The organism is Providencia vermicola (assembly GCF_020381325.1).
GTDB classification, from domain to species: Bacteria; Pseudomonadota; Gammaproteobacteria; order Enterobacterales; family Enterobacteriaceae; genus Providencia; species Providencia vermicola.
Window position 1 is genome coordinate 47,872 of record NZ_JAGSPI010000012.1, and the last position, 22,093, is coordinate 69,964.

The following is a 22,093-nucleotide window of genomic DNA, read 5'->3' on the forward strand; positions in this document are numbered from 1 at the left end:
CCAACCCTAGTCACATACTGATGTATGCTCCCCAAGATATCCTCACTTGCCGCCTACCTATAGTCCGAATTATTTAGGGGAATTTCCCCGTTATACTTCGCGCTGTCGCGTTGTTGGCTGCACTCACCTACCCTAGTCACATACTGATATATGCTCCTAGGGTTTGGCTCGATTGCCGCCTAGCGACCCCACGAATTATTTAGAGGAATACTAAAAGTAGTAGTGAACTAATTGAAAATAAAATTAAATATATTTTTTAGTTTCAATATTGTTATCTTTACTTTTTTCTTCACCTATCCTCACTAAAGTCAGATTGAGATTAACATCACAGATCTGTTCTCTTATTCGCCAATTTGATTGCAATAAATCCGTACTGATAATATGTTACCCGTAACAAAGTTACCGGTAACATATTACTGGATGATGAAAAGAATAGAACAACAATAAAGCCTGAGGAGTTTCCTATGAGTGATACCCAAAAACAAAACTACACATTTGTCCTAATGGGGGTATCGGGTAGTGGTAAATCAGCGGTCGCTAATGGGGTGGCACAGCAATTACAAGCCGCTTTTCTTGATGGTGACTTTTTGCACCCTAAATCAAATATTTTAAAAATGGCATCAGGGCATGCTCTAAATGATGAGGATCGTCAGCCTTGGTTGGTGGCGCTGAACCAAGCCATTTTTGCTATGCAAAGAACGAATACGATTTCGTTAGTGGTGTGTTCTGCACTGAAGAAAGCCTATCGTGATATTTTAAGAGAAGGTAATAAAAACTTATTTTTTATCTATTTAAAAGGCGATGCTAACGTTATTGAAGAACGACTCAAAGCGCGTAAAGGGCATTTTTTCAAGCCAGAAATGCTCAAAACGCAATTTGCTACTTTAGAAGAACCAAATGAAGCAGAAACTGATGTGCATGCGGTTGATATTCGCCAGCCTCTTGAAGACGTCATCGGTAATACCTGCTCAACGATTACACAGATTGTCGCAGGAGATAAAGTATGAATACCGTTGAAACGCTCAGCACGCTCACGTTAGTGCTCACCGCAGTGGGCTCCGTTGTTCTGCTGCTATTTTTAGTGATGTACGCGCGCTTGCATGCTTTCGTCGCGTTGATGATTGTTTCCATAGGTGCAGGGCTATTTTCAGGGATGCCTGTGCAGCAAATCACGGAAACCATGCAAAAAGGGATGGCGGGAACATTAGGGTTCTTGGCAATCGTGGTCGCACTCGGTGCAATGTTTGGTAAGATTTTGCATGAAACAGGTGCATTAGACCAAGTGGCGAATAAATTACTTAACCTGTTTGGTGAAAAACGTGCGCACTATGCCGTGGGAATTGCAGGGCTAATTTGTGCTTTACCTCTGTTTTTTGATGTGGCAATTGTTTTATTGATTGGTGTGGTTTTTGCTGTTGCTAACCGTACAGGTCATAACGTTGTTCGTTTGGCAATCCCACTATTTGCAGGGGTCGCAGCTGCGGCGGCCTTTTTACTGCCAGGGCCAACGCCAATGCTCGTTGCGTCACAAATGGGGGCCGATTACGGCTGGATGATTTTAATCGGTTTATGTGCTGCTATTCCAAGTATGATTTTAGCTGGCCCATTATTCGGTAGCTTTATCAGTAAGTTTGTTCATATTGATATCCCTGCAGATTACCAAGCACCTAAAACAGAGCACGGCAAAATGCCAAGTTTTGGATTCAGCTTATGTTTAGTGCTGTTTCCATTAGTGTTGGTGGGTTTAAAAACGATTGGAACACACTTAGTTGAGAAAGGAACCCCGCTTGAACATTGGCTAGAATTTATTGGGCACCCTTTTACTGCATTATTGTTAGCCTGTTTACTGGCAATCTATGGTTTAGGCTTCCGTTATGGCTTAAACAAAGAAAAAGTGATGGAAATTTGTTCGGCTGCGATTCAACCCGCAGGGATTATCTTACTGGTAACGGGTGCTGGTGGGGTATTTAAACAAATTCTGGTGGATTCTGGTGTTGGCCCTGCGCTAGGTGATTCTTTAATTGGTGCAGGTTTACCGATTGCCGTTGCGTGTTTCGTACTTGCGGGAGCCGTACGTGTGATCCAAGGCTCAGCAACTGTAGCTTGTTTAACAACGGTTGGTTTAGTGTTACCTGTTATCAGCGAACTCGGTTACTCTGGTGCGCAGTTAGCCGCACTCGCAATCTGTATTTCAGGTGGTTCATTAATTTTAAGTCATGTGAATGACTCTGGTTTCTGGTTGTTCGGTAAATTTACGGGCGCAACAGAAGCACAAACCCTGAAAACGTGGACGGTAATGGAAACTATCCTCGGGACAACAGGGGCAATTGTCGGTATGGTGTTCTTTATGTTCTTGTAATGCTACTCGTCAAATTAAATTATTCATGTAAAACTCAACAAAATGCCCACAGTAAAGTGGGCATTTTGTTGATTAGTTTAAGCTAATTTTAGGAATAATAATTTCATTGTGATGTTGTGGGGTATTTATGTGTTTAGCATGACCCGACGATAACGCAATGTGCTTTGTAAAAAATGGGGTTAACCCTAAATCATGAGTAGACAAGAAAATAATTGATTTATTTAATTCAAACTCTTGTTTCATTGATTGTAGAAATGAGAGCGCGTCAGAGGTAGCCATAAATGATGTTGATTCGTCTAATAATATCATTTCAGGTTGTTTCATCAGTGTAAGAGCGAGCTGTAATTTTTGTTTCTCCCCTGTCGAGGCTGCAATATCAGTGACGAGTGTATCATCTAATGTTTCTTTACTTATCAGTAAGGTTGGACAACATAGTTTGGTAAGGCGAACAATCATATGGTTATCAAATACACCGTAGAAATTAAAATTGTCACGAATGCTGCCATGAATGAATGATGAATTCCCATTATGGTAAGTGATTTTTTCTGTTAAAAAGCATTGGGAAATTTCATCAATACAAATGCCATTGATCGCGATATCCCCTGATGAGAATTCAGAGGTTCCACATAATGCTTTCATTAGTGATGTCTTTCCTACTCCTGAAGCACCTGTAATACCAATAACATCGCCTGGCTTTGCTTTAATATTGAACTGATTAATAATGTTTTTACCGTTAATGTTTATACTGAGATTTTTTGCAGTAAAATGCGTAATCGAATCCGCTGTTATACCATCTGTTTTGAAATGGATAAGCGGATTGTTTTTTAATTGTTCAATACTGGACTTGATATGAAATAGATGTGTTTTCACCATAAACACGCGGTTAATTGCCCCTGTAATTGCGCCAGAAAGCCGACCATTAATAATCATTACGGCAATAATGGACGCCAAACTTAAACTTCCTTCAGCAATAGCCAAATAACAAGCAACATACATGACGATCATGGATAAAAACGTATTTACTTTGATGATTTCCATCCAATGGTGATTGGCTTCATTGAGTTTTAGTTTTAATTTCTCATCTTCATTGGTTTTTATACTAATGTATTGCTTAAAATGGTTATCTCTGGCAAAAGAAAGCTCATGTTTTTTTTGTTCTAACGAATAGTACATGGCTGATTTTTCATAGTTTAAGGTATTAGCGCGAAGCATGTTCTTGTAGGAAAGGAAACGGACATGCAGGCATAAAAAAATAAGCCCAGCGTAATAGCTCAATAGCAATAATGAGTAAAAGCCTAACATTGCCATAATGCAGAATGAAAATAAAATCGCTAACCCAATATCATAGATAATTTGTGGTTTAATTTCCCATACCTGTAGAATTGAAGATTCTGCTGTTCTTACTTTGATGGAGGCACTTTTGCAACTGGATTGTTTTAACAAATGAACAAAGTAACGGTTAAAAATACCCATGTTGAGTTTTATTTTTTTTATACTTTTCTCATGAATAATGTGTTTAATGAAAAACTCTAATCCAATAACTACAATAAAAATGAAACTAATATATAACAGTGAGCTTATTGATTCGCCGTAAACTAGTCTGGAGTTAAAAAGGTTGGAATATAAGGGTAATAATAGTGCAAAGGCAATGAGCGGCAGTGAAAACAAGCTGCTCTTTGGTGTTAAATTAATTAGAGACTTATATATGCTATCTTCGTTGAGTGTATTTTCCCTTTCGGTAAAGGAAAATAAATTTTTACTTTCAATGAGTTGGCTTGTGATCACTGTGTCAGTTGTTAGATTGGTTAGCTGACCTTTATGATTTTTAATAATAATATATTTCCCGTCTGTTACCTCCATAATAAAGAGAAAAGGAAGGTTTTTTTCATTTAAATCAGAGATGGCGGTATATTGGTAACTAAAAAAATCGTTATCAATAAATTCATTTATATTATCTAGTATATATTTATTATCATATGAGAGTGCTGGGGGCGTGAATGGCTCCCCTAATATTTTAAAGTATTGGCTAATGATATCATGGAAACTACGTTCTTTCATTTTCTTCACTCTTCAGGAAGCAAGCATTAACCTTTTGATTATCTTCAATAGGTTTTAAGGCTTTAACGTGTACATTTGGTATGCTTTTTTTGACTAATACAGTGTTATAAATGGTATAAGTCATTGCTGTATCAAAAGATATGTTATTTCCATAGGTGCAATAAACATCAATGGATTTAATTTTTTTATTATCAATTAATTTAAAAGTATCATGGCTAAACATTAATGACTTTAGAATGTTATTGCCATTTTTCGAGGTATTACTATCATCATTATTGGTAGATGAAGAGGAGCTAGCTTCGTTGTTATCAACCCCTGCTAAGATGGCTTTATCTTTATTTTTTTCGGCGTCCATGGTACTCGATAACACATTTGCTAGGAGCACAGCCATAAGTAATGTCATTGTTGCTACGGCAGCAGATAATGCAGAAATAAAACCTAACATAAGTCACCAAACGTTAAATATAATGTTATCGCTAATTAGTGCGGTTAAATAATTGAGAACAGAAATTTCTTTACTGGAAATGTATATCAGAACAGGTAAACCATCGTGTTCAGGAAGAATTTCAGTATGTTGTTCAGGTGTAATTTGTATTGAATAATAGCGTTCTTGATTAGCTCGTTCTCTATCACTAAAGGAGTCAGCACTGATTTTAGTGACCTTACCTCGAATAATTTTTTTAAATCCGGGGGAGTTCACCACAATTTTTGCAGGTAGCTGTGATGTAATAAAGGGGCGATACTTCGCTAATATTTTACCTTCAATGACTCTTGTGTCTTGCTGTTTTTTAATCACCATCACTAAATTTGATGCTTCAACATAAGAGCCTTTTTCTAAATCTTTTTCGATGCTTAATACAACGCCATCCGCTGGGGAGAGTACACTATTCGCTCTTATTTTGTTGCGTAGTAGCTCCATTTGCCCACTGTTTTCTAATTTCTCTTTTTTTATCTTATTTAGTAGGGTTTCATTTTCTTGAATTTCACCAATAAGCCGTGCGGTATATTTTTTTTCGATTAGAGAGATCTCTCGCAATAAACCTTGAGAATTTAATTCTCCTGACATCATCAGTGCGGTAGTACGGCTGATTTCGGCATTATTACTGAGTTTTTCAATTTCTGGTGCTCTTGCATTTTTTAATAATGAGTCTTTTTTTCTCAGGATTTTAATTTGATTTTCTAGTTCACTAGATTCTTTAATTTGCGAAATATATTTATTTCGTAAATCATTTATCTCCATATTTAAAAGAATATGGCCATATAACTCTCTATAGGCGCTTAAAGTTTTACTCTGTAAGCCCTTTGCAAAGAAAAAATATTCAGACTCTGTCTTTATACTTCCATCAAGGATCCTATTTAATAGTTTTTTATTCTCCTCTAGTTCATCAATACGTTCATTAGCAAATGATACTAGATTAGTTAAAGTTTTTTCCTGATGAAAGACATCTAAATTGGTATAGGAAAATAAAATTTGCTCTTTTTGGACTTTGTCGCCAGTTTTGATAGCAAATTGATTAATAAACCCAGAGGCTGGGCTTACTATTTCCAGTCTGTTCGAGCCCCCTGAGATAACGCCTTCACCAGGAGTGGATATTTCTATTTTAGCTAATAAGGTATAAGCGAAAAATAAGAGTGTGATACCTAGTAATATTTTTGATTTTTTAGGAAGTTGATTTAGTTTATTTAGATAACGTTTCAATTTCAGCTAACTTCCCTGTTAATTGTATATATTCCAACTTGTTTTTTGTATCTGCAATCATTAATTCTGCAATACGTCTTTCTATTGTTAAAATATCAAACAGTGTGTTCACCATTTCATAGAAAGAAGACTGTGATATTTCATATTCCCGTTGCTGGCTTTTAATTATTGAACGCATGGTTCTACGTTGTTCTTGTAGTCCTGAGAGTTCATTGGCATTTGAGTTAGCAATTAATTTTAAATTTTTAATTTTAGCTATTGATTCTTTATATTTGTAATCCGCTTTTCCTTTTGCTGCTTGATACAATTTCATCTGAGATTTTTCATTCAGTATTTTATCAAGGTCAAATATGTTTAATTTAACTTCCATTCCCATATAAGACTCATTACGGCTTCTAACTTGTCCAACAAAACGTTCTTCGGCAACGACATTAATATTTAAGAAAGAGTTTTGCTGATAAGCATTTTCTTTCATCACATCAGCTTGCATGCGTAACAAATTATATTCACTATTTTCCTGTGCATTCTCACCGTCAATAATGGTTTTGTGTAGTTTTTTGAGTAAGTTTTTTGGAACCTGCACACCTTTGGCTGGAAAGGTGATACCTGATAGAAGCTCAATATTTGATTTGTATTGTTCAATTTCTTTTTCTATATTTTGCAACTCTGTTTCAATCCGTTGCATCAATAAAGAGGCTTGCTCAACATCACTGTGTTTAGCTATGCCGCTGTTATAGCGTTGAGTAATGAGCTTGAAAATATTTTTAGCGTTGTTATTTAAATCGGCTGTCGTTTCTGTTAGCTCATTGAGGTAATAAATACCAATTAAGTTACCTGTTGCAGCAGTATAAAGTTCTTCTTTTTCTTTGTTTAGTGAAAGAGCAGAAATTTGTAATTTTAAATCTTTTTCGTTAAATCGATGGCTTAACGTTGTATCATAGATTAATGAACTTACAGTAACATTACTGTTGGTACTACCATCATGGCTTTTTATTTTTCCTGACGTTGATACCTTTGGCAGGTAATAATAATCTGTCTGCTTTGCTCTGATATTTTCAGCTTCTAGCTCTAATGCCTTTATTTGAACTGGATTAGAGTTATCTAATACTCGACTGATAAAGGATTGGAAACTCTCCATTCCTTTATTCGCTGAACTATAAGTCGGTGATAATAATACTAATAATAATCCTAAGGTGAAAAGACGCATGTATTTACTCCATTGATAATAGTGTTAATAATTTTTTTCTGTTTTCAGTCATTTTTTCTTTAAGCCATTGTGTAGTTCGGCCAATTTTCAACACTTCTTCAGATATTTTATTATTTTCAGTTTTTCTATCTTCTTTTTCTTCTAATAAATAGTCAGCTAATTTTATTTTCCAGTCGTTATTAGTCTCTTTTATTGATTGTAAAACTACCAAGTTTTCTTGTGACACCGTGGATAATGTTAAAAGATGCGCAGAAATTTCAGTCGCAAGCTGATTGCTTTCAGTAGTGACAAGCATTTTTTGCGCTATGTCGATATTGACAGCGGTTAATGTATCGAGTCTTTCTTGAATGATTTTGAGGTCACTAGAGTGATTTTTTGATGATTTTTCTCTGACTTTATTATTTTCTTTTTGGTAGAAAAAATTGAAAAAATTCAAGCTTACTAGCAATAGAACTGAAATAGAAACGCCAAGGATAGACGTTAAAAATGCAAATGACATTGAGTTTAGTGCCATTGAGATAGATGAAATCATCGCATTCATTTTCTCTGCGATATCCCCATCTCCACCAAGAGATGCTGAAATAGCCGTGATCATTCCTGTTAATCCAATAAAGGTTCCTATTAGCCCAAGGGACACAGTAACCGATGCAGATAACTTTGTTTGGTTTGACAATAACAAATAGTTACTTTGCTTATTTTTATTAAATAGCCGATGAAATAGGAATATGATTAAAGGGTAAATATAAATACCAATCATGGTATAACTGATTTCAGGTGCAAGTAATAGACATTGTTGAACCATTTCACGTACAGCTTGTAACAAAAAGCAAGCAAGAAAGGTCGCGGCGTAGAAAAACAATCCAATATAATACATGTTATTTATAATCCCAATAAATGCATGAGTTCCAGCCTGGGCAGTATTCACTTGTTCCTTGTTTTAGAACAATTTCTTTATTAATACCCAGATTTTTAAGTGTTGATGAAATGTAAAGAAGATTGTAGGTGTTTTTTTCTTTACTATGGCTAATTTTATTATTTACATAGCCACTAATGATTATTTTATTACTGTTAACTTTAGTTGTTTCTTCTTTTAGTAAAGATATTTCATCGTTTGATAAATGAATTCCGCCTTTAAAGTAAAGACGCTTGTTAGGTAAGTCTATTTGTTTTTTTTCAAAATTGAGCTCTCTATAATTAATATAAGTTTCAGCGGTCTTCATACCACTAAAAATGAAAACCATAGAAACTAAAATGATGATACATAGTGTTCCACTCAGTCCATCAACCATTGGGGCTAGCTCTTCTTCAGAGTTATTTTCATCTTCTTCTATCATTTCATTTTAGATATGAGTTTGTTAATTTGGAAATGTATTATAGTTACTATTAAAATGAACTCACTGGAGTTTTGGTTCAAAAAAAAAGAGTGTTAGGTCAAATTGTATTAAATGACGTTTTATTTCTAATTAAAAGGATATAATCATTTTCATTAACGGCAGCTTAAATATTAGCTGGGTACTCCATTTATTTATATAATGATATAGAACATGAAAGATACAACTATCACAGATAAATTAGAAAACATAGAAATCCAAACGTTTAAAGTTCAAGGGCTTGATTTAATTATAACTAAGCTTGATGGTTCGGTTGAAACTATTAAGGATGGCTTATCCGAAATTATTTTAGGGAATATGACGTTATCAACAGGGCAAGGAACTGTCCTTTCTCAAGATGAAATATTATCATCCATAAAATTAAATATTGGTGCTGATACTGTTTATATTAAAGAACAATTAACGAGTGATATCGTTGAGTATTCTGATCCTCAAGACTCAAAAAATAAGCGTGAGTATACAGAAGGTGATGTTCAACAAGATGACGAAGAAAGCTTCAGTAAAAAGTTGGCAGAATTAAATCAAAAAAATCAGCAATTAGAACAAACGCTGAAAAACCTATCTTCTGAAAAAGAGGTGTTATTAAGTTCATCATTAACTAAACTCACTGAAGCGAAGAAACAGCTAAATCAAAAAGAAAAAGCGGCAAATGCACAGGTAGAAGGGAGTGATTTAGCCTTCTCATCGCCTCCAGCAGTTGCTGCGACACCAACGAGTTCATCATCACCTAGCCTGCCTGCTAATAAGACTTCAATTGCCCCACAAATAATCAAGCCCAAAATACCCGCTTTTATCCAGGGAAAATTAAGCGAAGAATTTGATTCAGGAAAAAATGGCGATAACGTTACGAATATCAACACGCCGATATTCACTGGCGTTGTCTCTCCTGATAGCCAAGCTTATCTAACTATTGATAATAAAAAATACCTTATTAGAGCAGATAAAGATGGGAAGTGGACATTAGAAATTACAGAGCCATTAAAAGATGACGTATATGAATATGTATTAACAGCATCATCGGGTGGAGAAAAGACAGTTACAGTCAGTGGGCAACTGACTGTAGATACCAAGCTTGATATTTTGTCTGTTGGGCTTGCTATGCACTCGGATATAGGCGTCACGGTAGACAAGCTAACGAATAAGCCGGTCCCCACTTTTTCAGGGAAAGCGGAAGCAGGTAGCACGATAAAGCTGACTATTGCAGGCCAAACATTATCAACCGTTGCGGATGAACAAGGAAGATGGCAAACAACGGTTGAAAAGCCGTTACCGGATGGACTATTCACCTATCAAGTTACAGCTGAAGACGTGGCTGGTAATCATAAAATGGTTACGGAAACAGTAACCATCAAAACATCAAAGCCAGATGCAAGTGCCAAACTTGAAAGTATTATTGGTTTTTTAACCAATAATACGGCGCCAACCCTTACTGGAAAAACAGATCCTAGTGCCAATATCATCGTTAAAGTGGCAGAAAAAGAGTATGTTACCCAAGCCAATGAACAGGGTAATTGGTCACTCACCATAAGCGATAATTTAGAAGATGGCTCCTACGTATTGAATATCAAAGCAATAGATATTGTGGGGAATCAAGGCGTATTCGTACAGAATCTGTTGGTAGATACTGCGCCCCCTTCAGCGCAAGCAGAATTGGTTGAGAGCAGTGACTCGGGGATCCGAGGGGATAATATCACTCAACAAAAAGCGGTGACGCTGGCAGGGAGTACAAAGCCACTATCGACAGTCGTGATCCAATTTGCAGGGAAAGCGCTGAGTGTGACAGCGGATAATGATGGCCAGTGGCAAGCGGCATTGCCTTCGGTGGATAAAGACGGCGATTATGATTACCACATAAAGGTCACTGATAATGTGGGGAATATCGGAGAGTTTAATGGACAGTTTACGGTTGATACTCAGGTTGACCACCTATCTGTACAGCTAGATCCCCTCTCTGACAGTGGCAAGGTTGGGGATAACATCACCAAAGACACTCGCCCACACTTTGTTGGGAAAGCGGAAGCTGGCAGTCGCATTGAGTTGACTCTAGGGGAACAACAACTGAATACGATAGCGGACAGTCATGGGAACTGGTCTGTGGTGGTTCAAAAAGCGTTAGTTGATGGTCAATATGATTATGAAGTTACTGCGACAGACGTGGCGGGTAATATTCACACGGCCACTGAATCTGTACAGATAAAAACCATATTGCAGTCGACAACTTTGCAGCTCAATGGCCAACCTAATTTTATCACTAACCAGCAGACCCCGACGTTATCAGGGCAGTCAGAGCCCCATGGGAAGATACAGCTTTCGCTCGGGGGAGAAAGCTACTCAACGGTGGCTGATGACCAAGGCGCTTGGTCAATTAGAGTAACTTCACCGCTCACGCCAGGAAATCATCCGCTTAAAGTACTCATCACGGATATTGCAGGAAATAGCGAAAAAATTAGCGAAACGGTATGGCTGGATACCGCACCCCCTTCAGCGCAAGCGGAACTGGTTGAAAACAGCGATTCGGGGATCCGAGGGGATAATATCACCCAACAAAAAGCGGTGACACTGGGCGGGAGCACCAAGCCGCAATCAACAGTTGAGATCCAATTTGCAGGGAAAGCGCTGAGTGTAATCGCGGATAATGATGGCCAGTGGCAAGCGGTATTGCCTTCGGTGGATAAAGACGGCGATTATGATTACCACGTGAAGGTCACTGATAATGTCGGGAATATCGGGGCGTTTAATGGGAAGTTTACGGTTGATGGCACGATCATGTTGACCGCTCGGTTAGATCCCGCGAGTCAGGAAAATTCGAATGCTTTGGCTACGAATTTAAAACGCCCGCAAATTAGCGGTACATCGGATCCTGAAAGTAAAATTACCGCTGAGTTTAAAGGGCAGATTAAAACCGTTTATGCTGATAGCCAAGGAAAATGGTCTCTGATTTTTGATGTAGATGCAGATGTAGGTAAGAATAATCACTACCAGATCACGGCAGAAGATGCCGCCGGTAACCAAAAGATCCTCACTCAAAGTTTCTCATATTTCCCCTCATCGGCAGGGACGGGTGAGGCTTCACCTCCGACTCTGTTTGTCGCATTAGATGCGGCTTGTGATAGTGGAAAGAAAGGTGATTACATCACCCATATTAAAGCACCTAAATTTACCGGAGGCGCTACAGCAGGCGCTAAAATTACGTTAACAATGGGCCATGAAAGTTTCACTACAGTGGCAGATACAGTCACTGGGCGTTGGGAAATCCAAGCGAAAGAACAGCCGGAAGGAAATTGCCAGTACACAGTGACAGCAGAGCATCCGGCGAATGGAAAACAGACCGATATTTCAGGCAGTATTTTTATTGATGCTACAGCGCCTGTATCTACAGTGGAATTAAGCGCAGAAACTGATACGGGAACGAAAGGAAACTTTATTACTACGCATCGCAGGCCGGTATTTACAGGTAAAGGTGAGCCGGGGTGTGAAGTGACATTGCAATTAAATGGTGAGTCGGTTTCAACGATGACCGATAGTAATGGTATTTGGAGCTTAACGCTTCTTAATGAGCTACCGAAAAATTTTATTGGTGATTATCAAATCACGGTTACGGATGCAGCAGATAACCAATTTGAAAAAATAGACACACTGACGGTTAATGCGAATAAACCGGAGATCAGCGATGCTGCTTTAATTTCCCCTTGGAGTACAGGTAAATTTTATGGAGAGAAATCGACTAATCATTTGATGGCGACGTTTCAAGGAAAAGTAACCCCAGGTTCAAGTTTAAAATTTAAATTTAGACTGAATAAGAAAGATGAGCATATTTTTTCTATTTCAGACATTGATAAAGATGGTCATTGGCGATTTAGCTTGCCATCAGGCCTTCTTAAATCAGACCGTCGTTATGATCTTGATAATATATCGTTAATCGCCACGTCCCCTGCTGGGTTGATGGCGGAAAGGGTTATTGAGAAAAAAGGCATTCAAATAAAGGATAATGTTTTAAATGTGACATTTGAAGTTGCAGCAGAGTCGAGTAGCACAGGGGACGCTAATAACTCATTGAGCTCTAGCCGTTCGCCAAAATTACAGGGAATGATTTCAGGATCATCAGATAGGGATGAGCTTAAAGGAATTATTTTTATTGGCGGGAAAAGTTATTCAGTCGGTTTTGGGAAAAGCAGAAGTTCATGGAATTTTAAAGTCCCTGATGATGTTCAATTGCCACTAGGAGAAGTCCCCTATACCCTCAAATTTACAGATGTTTATGGCTCAGTAAGGACATTTTCTTCTTCTGTACGGATCACCGACTTTAATTTTTACCTTGACCCAGACACCGACTCAGGTCAAATCGGTAACCATTATACTAACCATAAAAATCCGGCTTACAAAGGTAAAATAACGCCTGGCGGCTCAATTTCAGCGAAAGTCAATGGTAAGAATTATTCTATCCAAGCAAATGAGAAGGGGGAGTGGCGTTTTGAAGTGCCTATTAAAGGGGATGGCGCCTATCATATTAGCTTTATCCAAGATGATGGTACTGTTTCAGTTGGGCAAACAACACTGAATGTTCTTACGAAGGCGTCAACATTTAATGATTTTCATATTAGTGAGACACAGGTTCACTCGGGGACGTTAGTGGCCAATGTCACCAACCCTAAACTGATTTTCACTTACAATGGAAATATGGATTATTACCTGATAAGTGTAAATGGGAAAACGGTTCAACATAATAAACAACAAACTAAATATGATGGCTCTAAAACTGTTTTTGCTAATGAACTGGCATTACCCAATGGCGAGCATGTAGCAAAAATAACTGCATTTGATATCGCAGGTAATAAAACCGAACATGAAGTGATGATTAAAGTGCTTAGTGATATGGATAATAAGACGTCCCCAAGCATTGAGTTTGGCGTGAATGACAAGCAATTAATCACTAAAAAAGATGGCACATTACTCTTTAACCAGAATGACTTAAGACTCACCGGTACGACAAGTGCCGCGGGGTTGATAACCATAAAAGACGTTAATGGAAAAACGCTTGGTACGGTAAAGGCGAACAATCAAGGCGTTTGGCAAGTAAAATTACCAGATAACATCGTTCCGATTGGCATCAAGGATGGTGAAAGCATTCCTTTGTCGGTAACCGCAACAGATTTAGCGAATCGTGAAACACAATTCGATTTTCGTTTAGTGTATGACGTTACCCCTCCCAATTTAACGGGATCAATGGATGATGTACTGAGCGGCAGCCATGTATTGAATATTAACCAACCCACATTCAGCGGAATAACGAAAGCAAATGCAGATGTATATTTGATAATAAGTGGGAATGTTTATCAGACAGTCGCTGATTTAGAAGGTAAATGGCAGATTAAATTGTCTGATAGCGAGGCGCTTACTGATGGTATGCATACCTATGAAATAAAAGCAAAGGATGTGCTTGGGCAAGTAAACCAGAGCGAAGTCTCTGGTAACTTTATTGTCAAAACAGTAGCCTCAGTGAGCGGAGAATTAGAGCCAAATTTAGACTCAGGTATTCAGGGCGATAACTGTACCAATGTAAACAAGCCTATATTTAGTGGAATGACTGAACCAAATGCGATAATTCGTTTAGTGTTTGATAATAAAACGGCATCAACTTTTGAAACTACCGCCAATGAGAAAGGAGAGTGGACTATTCAGGTAGACACTGAATTGGGTGACGGTCTTCATGAGTATGTCATTTATGCGATTGATCATATTCAGGGTATTCAAGGCCAAGTTTCTGGGCAATTGATGATTGATACATTAGCGCCTGACTATCTTATGGGGGGGGGGGTGGATCCCACGGACTCTACCACTAAAAAACAGGATATTTTAACCAGTAAGACGAAGCCAATTTTTGCAGGAATTGCCGAGCCCGGCGCTTATTTGGAAATTACAGTTGGTCAACATATCTACACGAATATTCTTGCTGATAAACAGGGGGAATGGAGTTTTACGTTAACAGAACCACTAATAGATGGTACACATGATTATCATATAAGGGTAACCGACTCTGCGGGGAACCTAGGGGCAGGTAATTTAACCGGAAAAATTACAGTTGATACCAAAGCCCCAGAGCTTGCTGCTCATTTAGAGACAATATCCGCCACCAGTGAAAAAGGCGATGAGATAACCAATATTAATACGCCAAAGTTCAGCGGGACAACTGAGCCTGATAGTAAAGTATTGTTAACAATTAATAATCAGACCTATGAACAAAAAGCGAATGAACAAGGCGAGTGGAGTATTTCGGTGGGGAGCCCATTAGCAGATGGTGCATATGATTATAAAATAAATGTCAGTGATAACGCAGGCAATCAGGCACAGGAAACAGGAACGGTGATTATTGATACCAAAGCCCCAGAGCTTGCTGCTCATTTAGAGACAATATCCGCCACCAGTGAAAAAGGCGATGAGATAACCAATATTAATACGCCAAAGTTCAGCGGGACAACTGAGCCTGATAGTAAAGTATTGTTAACAATTAATAATCAGACCTATGAACAAAAAGCGAATGAACAAGGCGAGTGGAGTATTTCGGTGGGGAGCCCATTAGCAGATGGGGCGTATGATTATGAAATCAATGTATATGATAAAGCGAAAAATCAGGCGCAGTTTAAAGGTAAGATGACTGTCTATACGGAGTTACCTGATGCAACTGTTACTCTTGCACCAATAGATAACACAGTAGCTACCCATGTTGATATTCCCCAGATAGATAGCACAATGATGCAAATAGAAGTGGATAATCACTATTTCTAGTTAAATCAGAGCCATACCATGGATAGGTAAGGCTCGAATTCTTATTGAAGAATATTAAAGGGATAGTCATAAATTAAGACAAAGATTCATATCCTTCCTCACTTTTGAATTTCGTGATTCTGGAGGGGAAATCCCTATTCGTGGATGACTGTCTAACTGCTCAGAAGCCAGATTTCCGTGGAGGAGTAGTGCTTACCCACCCTCCTTATATTGGCGAGAGTGCCTTTTATAGGCAAAGATGGGAATTGTTTGATTGAGCATGAAAACTTTTAAATGTGAGCAGAAAGTAAGGCACATCGTCATAGCCTACTTCATGTGCAATACGAGCCATGGGTATACTCTCTGTTATAGATAATATCATTGCTTTGTTCATTCGAGACATTAAGCTAATCTTAGAAAAATTAGTACATTCATTACTAAGACGCCGTTTAAGGGTTGAAGGACTCATATGAAGTTTTTTCGCAACAGTATCTAGAGTGTGGCATTGTTTCCCTATACTGTGAAAAATTAAGTCATATACTTTGTCTTTTGTTTGGATATTTATTGATGCACACAGTGTAGATATAAATTCGTTCACGAATAAAAAAAATGACAAAATAAAACTTAAATGAATATGAATAACATTATGATTGGTAGATGAATTAACTGCTTTTATTACAGAGTTAAATACATCTTCAATAATTGGATTTTCTTGCAAACTAGTACTACAAATATGGCGTATCGAAGGCACTATTTTTTTATCGATAAATAGTGCAGCATGTTGTTGATAAAAGCATTTCAGCATATCTGTGGTTACAGGAAGCACATCTACAGTTAGTGGATTATGACTATCAAGATTAATTATCTCAATTGATGCTCCTTTAGGAAGAAAGCAGATATCTGAGGTTGTTAGTTTTTGCCATGGCCCTTCTTCTATCCGCATTTCAATTTCCCCTGAGCTAATTTTAAATAGCAGGGACTGAGTCAGATAAAAGCTGTTTTTTATTGTACTTGATAAGGTTCCAATATAGGTATGAAACGTTTTTACACAAAAATTAGTCGACATTTTTTAAACCTAACTAAAATATTACCTACGATGATCACTGTAAAACTATTCGGGTTGTGTCAAAGAACTGTTCACGGCTTTCATATTGTTAATAGCAAACCTTGAAGTTTATTGAACTGAATAATGGTGTGTTGCTTTTTCCTTATTTAGTAAACTGATGTCATTCACTGAAAAGGATGCAGGGGATACTAGTTTCATGCGCGGTAGATTGATTTAGCTAATGGCCATGATTTTTTATGTTTCTTAAGAAGAAAAAACAATTCATAGTTAGTCAGTGTTATTCAGAATGTTACTTAGTTAATTCATTGTTTTTTTATTTTAATAATTATTTCTATTGAAATGTTGGAATTGAGACTTTGATGTCAATAAACAGATAAGTAACAAACAAGATAGAGTAGGATGAAGAGCGAAAATAGAAAAATATCGTAGTGATGAATACAAAGGCAGAGGACGTTGAAAATGCCTCTGCCTTGTTGTTTGTTGAGTAATCTACTAATTCAATATTTGGTTTAACTGGCTGTATAAGCCCTGAGCACTCTTCTTGTAGCCTTCGACTGACAAATGCACGTTATCTGGTCGCGCTAAATCTTGCGCTGCCCACGTACGAATTGAGCATGGGCCGCCCATAAATGCTTGCCAGTCCCAAAACAGCGTGTTTTCTTGCGCAGCGACGGTTTTTTGAATTTGAATCACACTCATTAAATTCACAGGCATTTGTGCTTGGCAACTCGCCGCCTGACTAAATTTTAGTGAATCATTCGGGCCAACCAATAGAATTACACTATTTGGCATTTGCTGGCGGATTAAGCGTATTTTCGCCCGCAAATTTTGCTCATAAGCGGCCAAATCTAATGTATCGTTAAACGCTTCGTTGGTACCGTAAGCCAAAATGATCATGTCAGGGGACATCTGCGCTAACGTTTCGCTCCACTGAGGCTGCCATTTATCGACCATTGTTAATGTCGCGCCGTTAATTCCCAGTGCAGACACCATCACGCCTGGTTTTGTGGAGCGCACTAACCAACCGCCAATTTTGAGGTTGTTATCTTTGCTCACGGAAACCTGCGCAGGTAACTGGGTATTTACTGGCGTTGAGAAGCGCCATTGGTTCCCTGTTGCAGGTAATGCCACATTTGGGGAAACTGCGGGGGATACACGCATTTGTGAATCATTTGAACCTTGATATAGCGCCTGTAACTGATAAGCCCCTAGTGCGGGCTGTAATGGTTTTAACAATACATTACTGTTCACTGCTTGGGGCTCTGCAATAAAGCCCCCTAGTGGGTAATCAAAGCGTTCATCTTTACGGCTTGAAGATAGCGACCATTCTTTTTTTTCGCTCATGCGGTTGATGGTTGCAGTGCGTTGACCCGGTACTGAAATTGGCGGGATAAAACCGGGGCCTGCATCACCGTAGCGTTGCTGAAATAACGTTCTCAGATTGCCACTGAAAAAATCAGCGGCAGTATGAGAGTCACCAATTTGGACAATATGCACTTGCTGGTTGCCTTGGTGCAATTTATTGGCAAATTGACGCAGGTTTGGTTCTGCGTTATTGACGAGTTGCCCACGCTCAACCGCGTTCTGACCTTTCGTCGAACTCGGTGTGCGCGTTTTGTCTGATGTGTTCTGGCAAGACAATAAGCCTAATGACAGCAGCGCAATAACGCTACCAGCCAAAATTTTGGACTTAGCTTGACGCAGGTTGTTCAGTTTCATGAGGTTCCTTTTCTTCCTCTACGAGGTGGATCAGAGAAAACACTTTTTCCGCGATGAGCTGTTGGCCTTTTCCGCTGAAATGAATGCCATCACCACTTCGTAATTTAATTGTGCTGCTTTCATCGCCGATATAGTCAGAGTAGGTATCGCCTTTATATTTAAAGACATCATTGACGGAGAAGTAGATTTCACCGTTGCTCTCGACTTCAGATTGGTAGAGGCTTCGTAAGAATTTCATACCATCAGATAGCGTATTTTTACGCATATTAGGGGGGCCAACCCAAATAACATCAACATTGTGCTGGCGGGCGGTGGATATTATATCACTAATCCGCTCACGGTAAACATTTTCCCAATCTTCACTCTTAAATTTGACGTATTTATAACCTGTTTGTGGCGGCATATCCCAAGGGTCATTAGGCCCTAAAAATACCACTAATACTTTAATATTTGGATTGTCATTCAAAGCCTTAGCAATAGTCTGTGGCCAGTTGAAAAAGCGTGGATAAGCGAGCCCAGTACTCTGCTTACTTAAATTAATGCTATCGATATTATACTTTTTCAACAGCATATTTTTTACATGGGGAGCAACGCCTTGCATCATCGAATCACCAGCAAATAACACCTTCTGATCTTTTTCGATATTGGCGATGTGTTTGGCAACAATCGGCTGATTCTTTTTGATAGCCAAGCCGCTAAAATTAACCCCTTTTGTTTTTTCTCTGGCTTGCGGGCGCTTCAGTAGTTCAGGGAAAGTCACAGACAAGCTTTCCGCAGGGTAAGTGTAACCATGAAGAAAGTGCAGACCCACCTGGAAATCTGTTGGGAAGGCCAATTTTTTGCCTTGGTTTTCCAATGCGAGCTGCGCGGCTTCTTTCTCTTCTTGGGCTTTTTGCCCTGATGCATGATAAGTAAATGTGGAACCCGCTTCTAATGCGCCGTCATGCAAATAAGCCCCATAATCCCAGACAGGATTACCTGCCATTTTCGCCCATGGGGTATCTTGGTGGTATTTTTGCTGCCAGAAACGCTCTAGAGAGCCTTGGTTTAACCAAATTAAGAGTAAACCAGCTACTAAGACAATTAACAGCACCTGAACCATTTTAACGAGGGTCTTTTTAAACTCAGAAGTTAGCATAAATGAACCCCGGCATTCCTGAAGGCGAAAGCATAAACATAATCGTTAAAATAATGGCAAGGGGAATAGGGTAATAATACCAAGGCACGCTTTGATAATGTTTCGCGACAACATGGTAGCCTTGCACAAAATAAGGATAAGCAATTAACAAGACCCAGAACGCAATTAACAAACCAAGGCTGGCTTGAATAGAAGCAATAAAGCCTGGTGCAATGATTTGGTTGAACATTAATATTGCGTCATCAAAGGATTGACTGCGGAAAAAAATCCACGCAAAGCAGACAAAATGGAACGTAATAATCCGCGAAACCCAAGTGGATAGCGTTTTGTTAGGAATGACTTTTGTCCACCCTAACTTTTCCATGCATAAAGTCTTAAGGTTGAGTAATACAATCCCTAAGCCATGAATTGCACCCCATACGACAAATGTCATTGCTGCGCCATGCCAGAGCCCTGAAATGACCATTGCAAGGAAGACGTTAGTATTCATTCGGCTGAAACCTTTGCGGTTCCCACCAAGGGGGATATAAATATAATCGCGAATGAAGGTGGATAAACTGATATGCCAACGAGCCCAAAACTCTTTTAAATTAGCGGCTAAATAAGGTGCATTAAAGTTAACAGGAACTCTGAAACCTAATAATAAGGCAATCCCAGTGACAAGGTTGGTATAACCTGAAAAGTTAAAATAGATATTCCAAGCGTAAGCGTAGGTGGCTATAAGGATCTCTCCTGCGCTATAACCAACTGGCGCATCAAAAATAGGGTTAACATAGTTTTCAGATAAATAAGAACTAAATAAGAAAAGTTTTACCAACGCTAATGAAATTAAGAGAATGGCTTTACGGCTATCTAGAATTGTGCGAGTTTCAGCTTGGATCTGCGGAAGAAAGTTTTTCGCGCGGTTAATCGGGCCTGCAACGATGCTTGGAAAAAATGCAAGGTATAGTGTCACATCAAAAAAATCGGCTTTTTGAATCTCTTTTCGACAAACTGAAACCGTATAGCTGACGGAATGAAAGGCATAGAAAGAAAGCCCCAACGGCGCCAGTATTTCTAAAATAGGCAGCCCAACGCTAAAACCGAATTTATCTAATGTTTGTTGGATGCTTTCTTGAAAAAATGAATAATATTTAAAATACGTAAAACACCCAATAATACCTGTAGCGAGAATGACATAAACCCAACGATTGGAGAGCCAGTTCGTTACCCAATTAGTTAATAAGTAGATAAAAAGGGTATAGCCAAATAAAATATAAGCAAAGTCAGGACTAAAAGAATAAACAAAAAAATAGCTAGCAGTAATTAAGAGCCCATTTTGTAGTTTTGCACTGGGCTGACAGCCCCAATAAATAAGAAAAAAAATTAAAAAAGAGCCAAGAAACTCAAACGAGAAGAAATTCATATTAGACTCAAAGATGTTAATTATTTTGGTAGAAGATAGCCTATGATATTTATTATCTGGTTCTATGCAATCAGAATATTGCTCGTCATAGTTAAAGCGGTGACTTTGTTGGTTGCGTTCAGCTACCCTAATCACATACCTATGTATGCTCCTAGGGATATCTTCTCTTACCGCCTTGCCACCACTTTAACTATTTAGAGCAATTGCGCGTTTTAGTACAAACGGTGACTTTGTTGGTTGCGTTCAGCTACCCTAGTCACATACTTATGTATGCTCCCTAGGATATCTTTACTCGGCGCCTACCTGTAGTTCAAATTATTTAGAGCAGCTCTTGATTAGAGCAACCCTTGAGATCTGAAAAAATTACATACACGCGGCTCAAAAAGAATAAAAAAAATCCACTTAGCAAAGTGGATTTTTTATGTCTTGTACCTGGTGATACAAAAATTTAGATGCGAGTGGATGCTCTTTTTTGAGCTTGTGTAATCAATTCTTCGTTACTCGCGTACATCTCTTGTAGATAGCGGTTATAGGATGAACCTAACTCGGAGTACCCTTTCATATCGTTGATAAGTTTATTGGTATCTAACTCATCTTTTGATAAACGTTGCTTAGCTCGCGATGTACGTAGAGACTCATAAGCATTGTGGGTATTCATATTTTTCATATAGGCGGTTACTGTTTCTTCTACGGTTGAGTAGGTTGAATAACCTTTAATCTTACCTTTGTTGGTCTTACAGCCGCTACCGCAGCGCATACCAAATAAATTACCATTTTGTTGAGCGAGTTGTGATGTACCCCAACCAGACTCTGTTGCTGCTTGTGTTGCAACTAAGTGCGTCGGCATGATGTCAACACGACTAAGTAGTTTGTCCCAGTTAACGCGTTTTGGGTTACTACACTTCACACCATAGCTATCACAAATTTGGCTAAGACGGCGCAGTTCTTGAGCGCTCCACTTCTTATTTGCACGAACGGATAACAACCAATTACGTTCTTCCAAAATTTGCTTGTTCACTTTTTCAATTACAGGGACAACCGTTTTCAAAAATGCTTTCTTTCGTGGCGTACCAGAGGGATATTTTCGCAAATCAGGCAGTGAGGTTTTAGCCTGACTGACATTTTGCACAGTACTACTTGAGTAGTCTTTACTGAGCATTTTGCTGGTACTGGTGGAGCCGAGACTTAAGCTCGAAAATAATAATAAAAATAAGAAAGCGAAGACGGCTTTTGTCCTCATCGTTCGAGAGGGCATTTGCTTCTCCTAAGTTTCTCTGAACAAAATTCGA

General features: G+C 38.6%; 14 protein-coding genes. 3 read left to right on the forward strand and 11 right to left on the reverse strand.

Annotated elements, in window-relative coordinates; all coding sequences use genetic code 11:
* Positions 1–464 precede the first annotated feature (464 nt).
* Entirely contained in the window at positions 465–1,007 is a 543-nt protein-coding gene (gene gntK, locus KDJ85_RS17015) for a gluconokinase (protein WP_225820659.1), read from the forward strand.
* Positions 1,004–2,359, forward strand: coding sequence for a gluconate transporter (gene gntU / locus KDJ85_RS17020; protein WP_225820660.1), 1,356 nt, complete (start codon positions 1,004–1,006; stop codon positions 2,357–2,359). Before gntK ends, gntU begins: the two co-directional genes overlap by 4 nt.
* A 72-nt stretch (positions 2,360–2,431) precedes the next feature.
* On the opposite strand, the gene KDJ85_RS17025 is transcribed toward gntU, so the two are convergent.
* The 6 genes from KDJ85_RS17025 to KDJ85_RS17050 all read right to left on the reverse strand — a co-directional run bounded on the left by KDJ85_RS17025 (position 2,432) and on the right by KDJ85_RS17050 (position 8,657).
* A complete protein-coding gene (locus KDJ85_RS17025) occupies positions 2,432–3,832 on the reverse strand; it encodes an ATP-binding cassette domain-containing protein (protein ID WP_225820661.1) in 1,401 nt (466 codons plus the stop codon).
* 571 nt (positions 3,833–4,403) lie between these two features.
* Complete coding sequence (locus KDJ85_RS17030) at positions 4,404–4,862, reverse strand: hypothetical protein (protein WP_225820662.1); 459 nt, start codon at positions 4,860–4,862, stop codon at positions 4,404–4,406.
* A gap of 3 nt (positions 4,863–4,865) precedes the next feature.
* Positions 4,866–6,116 carry a putative HlyD family type I secretion protein gene (locus KDJ85_RS17035; RefSeq protein ID WP_225820663.1) on the reverse strand — a complete coding sequence of 417 codons (1,251 nt, stop codon included), beginning with the start codon at positions 6,114–6,116 and terminating at the stop codon, positions 4,866–4,868.
* Positions 6,097–7,323, reverse strand: a complete 1,227-nt coding sequence (locus tag KDJ85_RS17040; RefSeq protein WP_225820664.1) for a TolC family protein — start codon at positions 7,321–7,323, stop codon at positions 6,097–6,099. Before KDJ85_RS17040 ends, KDJ85_RS17035 begins: the two co-directional genes overlap by 20 nt.
* A 4-nt stretch (positions 7,324–7,327) precedes the next feature.
* A complete protein-coding gene (locus KDJ85_RS17045; protein ID WP_225820665.1) occupies positions 7,328–8,197 on the reverse strand; it encodes a hypothetical protein in 870 nt (289 codons plus the stop codon).
* Between the two features lies 1 nt (position 8,198).
* Positions 8,199–8,657 carry a hypothetical protein gene (locus KDJ85_RS17050; protein ID WP_225820666.1) on the reverse strand — a complete coding sequence of 153 codons (459 nt, stop codon included), beginning with the start codon at positions 8,655–8,657 and terminating at the stop codon, positions 8,199–8,201.
* Between the two features lie 210 nt (positions 8,658–8,867).
* Between KDJ85_RS17050 and KDJ85_RS17055 the strand changes: the two genes are divergently transcribed.
* Complete coding sequence (locus KDJ85_RS17055) at positions 8,868–15,497, forward strand: Ig-like domain-containing protein (RefSeq protein WP_225820667.1); 6,630 nt, start codon at positions 8,868–8,870, stop codon at positions 15,495–15,497.
* Between the two features lie 226 nt (positions 15,498–15,723).
* Here KDJ85_RS17055 and KDJ85_RS17060 read toward each other — a convergent pair whose 3' ends face one another.
* The 5 genes from KDJ85_RS17060 to KDJ85_RS17080 all read right to left on the reverse strand — a co-directional run bounded on the left by KDJ85_RS17060 (position 15,724) and on the right by KDJ85_RS17080 (position 22,059).
* Positions 15,724–16,542 (reverse strand): helix-turn-helix domain-containing protein, encoded by an 819-nt coding sequence (locus tag KDJ85_RS17060; RefSeq protein WP_225820668.1) that lies wholly within the window; start codon positions 16,540–16,542, stop codon positions 15,724–15,726.
* Positions 16,543–17,034: 492 nt separating this feature from the next.
* Positions 17,035–18,261, reverse strand: a complete 1,227-nt coding sequence (locus tag KDJ85_RS17065) for an SGNH/GDSL hydrolase family protein (RefSeq protein WP_225820669.1) — start codon at positions 18,259–18,261, stop codon at positions 17,035–17,037.
* Positions 18,233–19,399: an SGNH/GDSL hydrolase family protein gene (locus KDJ85_RS17070; RefSeq protein WP_225820670.1), complete on the reverse strand. Its 1,167-nt coding sequence runs from the start codon at positions 19,397–19,399 to the stop codon at positions 18,233–18,235. The genes KDJ85_RS17065 and KDJ85_RS17070 overlap by 29 nt, the downstream gene beginning before the upstream one ends.
* Positions 19,386–20,804 (reverse strand): MBOAT family O-acyltransferase, encoded by a 1,419-nt coding sequence (locus KDJ85_RS17075; protein WP_225820671.1) that lies wholly within the window; start codon positions 20,802–20,804, stop codon positions 19,386–19,388. The genes KDJ85_RS17070 and KDJ85_RS17075 overlap by 14 nt, the downstream gene beginning before the upstream one ends.
* Positions 20,805–21,252: 448 nt before the next feature.
* Positions 21,253–22,059, reverse strand: coding sequence for a protein bax (locus KDJ85_RS17080; protein ID WP_225820672.1), 807 nt, complete (start codon positions 22,057–22,059; stop codon positions 21,253–21,255).
* Positions 22,060–22,093 lie beyond the last annotated feature (34 nt).

Excerpts from the sequence above, each read along its gene's own strand:
- KDJ85_RS17070 (WP_225820670.1), bottom strand. The coding sequence starts at position 19,399 with ATGCTAACTTCTGAGTTTAAAAAGACCCTCGTTAAAATGGTTCAGGTG.
- KDJ85_RS17050 (WP_225820666.1), bottom strand. The coding sequence starts at position 8,657 with ATGATAGAAGAAGATGAAAATAACTCTGAAGAAGAGCTAGCCCCAATG.
- KDJ85_RS17065 (WP_225820669.1), bottom strand. The coding sequence starts at position 18,261 with ATGAAACTGAACAACCTGCGTCAAGCTAAGTCCAAAATTTTGGCTGGT.
- KDJ85_RS17025 (WP_225820661.1), bottom strand. The coding sequence starts at position 3,832 with ATGGGTATTTTTAACCGTTACTTTGTTCATTTGTTAAAACAATCCAGT.
- KDJ85_RS17055 (WP_225820667.1), top strand. The coding sequence starts at position 8,868 with ATGAAAGATACAACTATCACAGATAAATTAGAAAACATAGAAATCCAA.
- KDJ85_RS17040 (WP_225820664.1), bottom strand. The coding sequence starts at position 7,323 with ATGCGTCTTTTCACCTTAGGATTATTATTAGTATTATTATCACCGACT.
- KDJ85_RS17045 (WP_225820665.1), bottom strand. The coding sequence starts at position 8,197 with ATGTATTATATTGGATTGTTTTTCTACGCCGCGACCTTTCTTGCTTGC.
- KDJ85_RS17080 (WP_225820672.1), bottom strand. The coding sequence starts at position 22,059 with ATGCCCTCTCGAACGATGAGGACAAAAGCCGTCTTCGCTTTCTTATTT.
- KDJ85_RS17030 (WP_225820662.1), bottom strand. The coding sequence starts at position 4,862 with ATGTTAGGTTTTATTTCTGCATTATCTGCTGCCGTAGCAACAATGACA.
- KDJ85_RS17060 (WP_225820668.1), bottom strand. The coding sequence starts at position 16,542 with ATGTCGACTAATTTTTGTGTAAAAACGTTTCATACCTATATTGGAACC.
- gntK (WP_225820659.1), top strand. The coding sequence starts at position 465 with ATGAGTGATACCCAAAAACAAAACTACACATTTGTCCTAATGGGGGTA.
- KDJ85_RS17075 (WP_225820671.1), bottom strand. The coding sequence starts at position 20,804 with ATGAATTTCTTCTCGTTTGAGTTTCTTGGCTCTTTTTTAATTTTTTTT.
- gntU (WP_225820660.1), top strand. The coding sequence starts at position 1,004 with ATGAATACCGTTGAAACGCTCAGCACGCTCACGTTAGTGCTCACCGCA.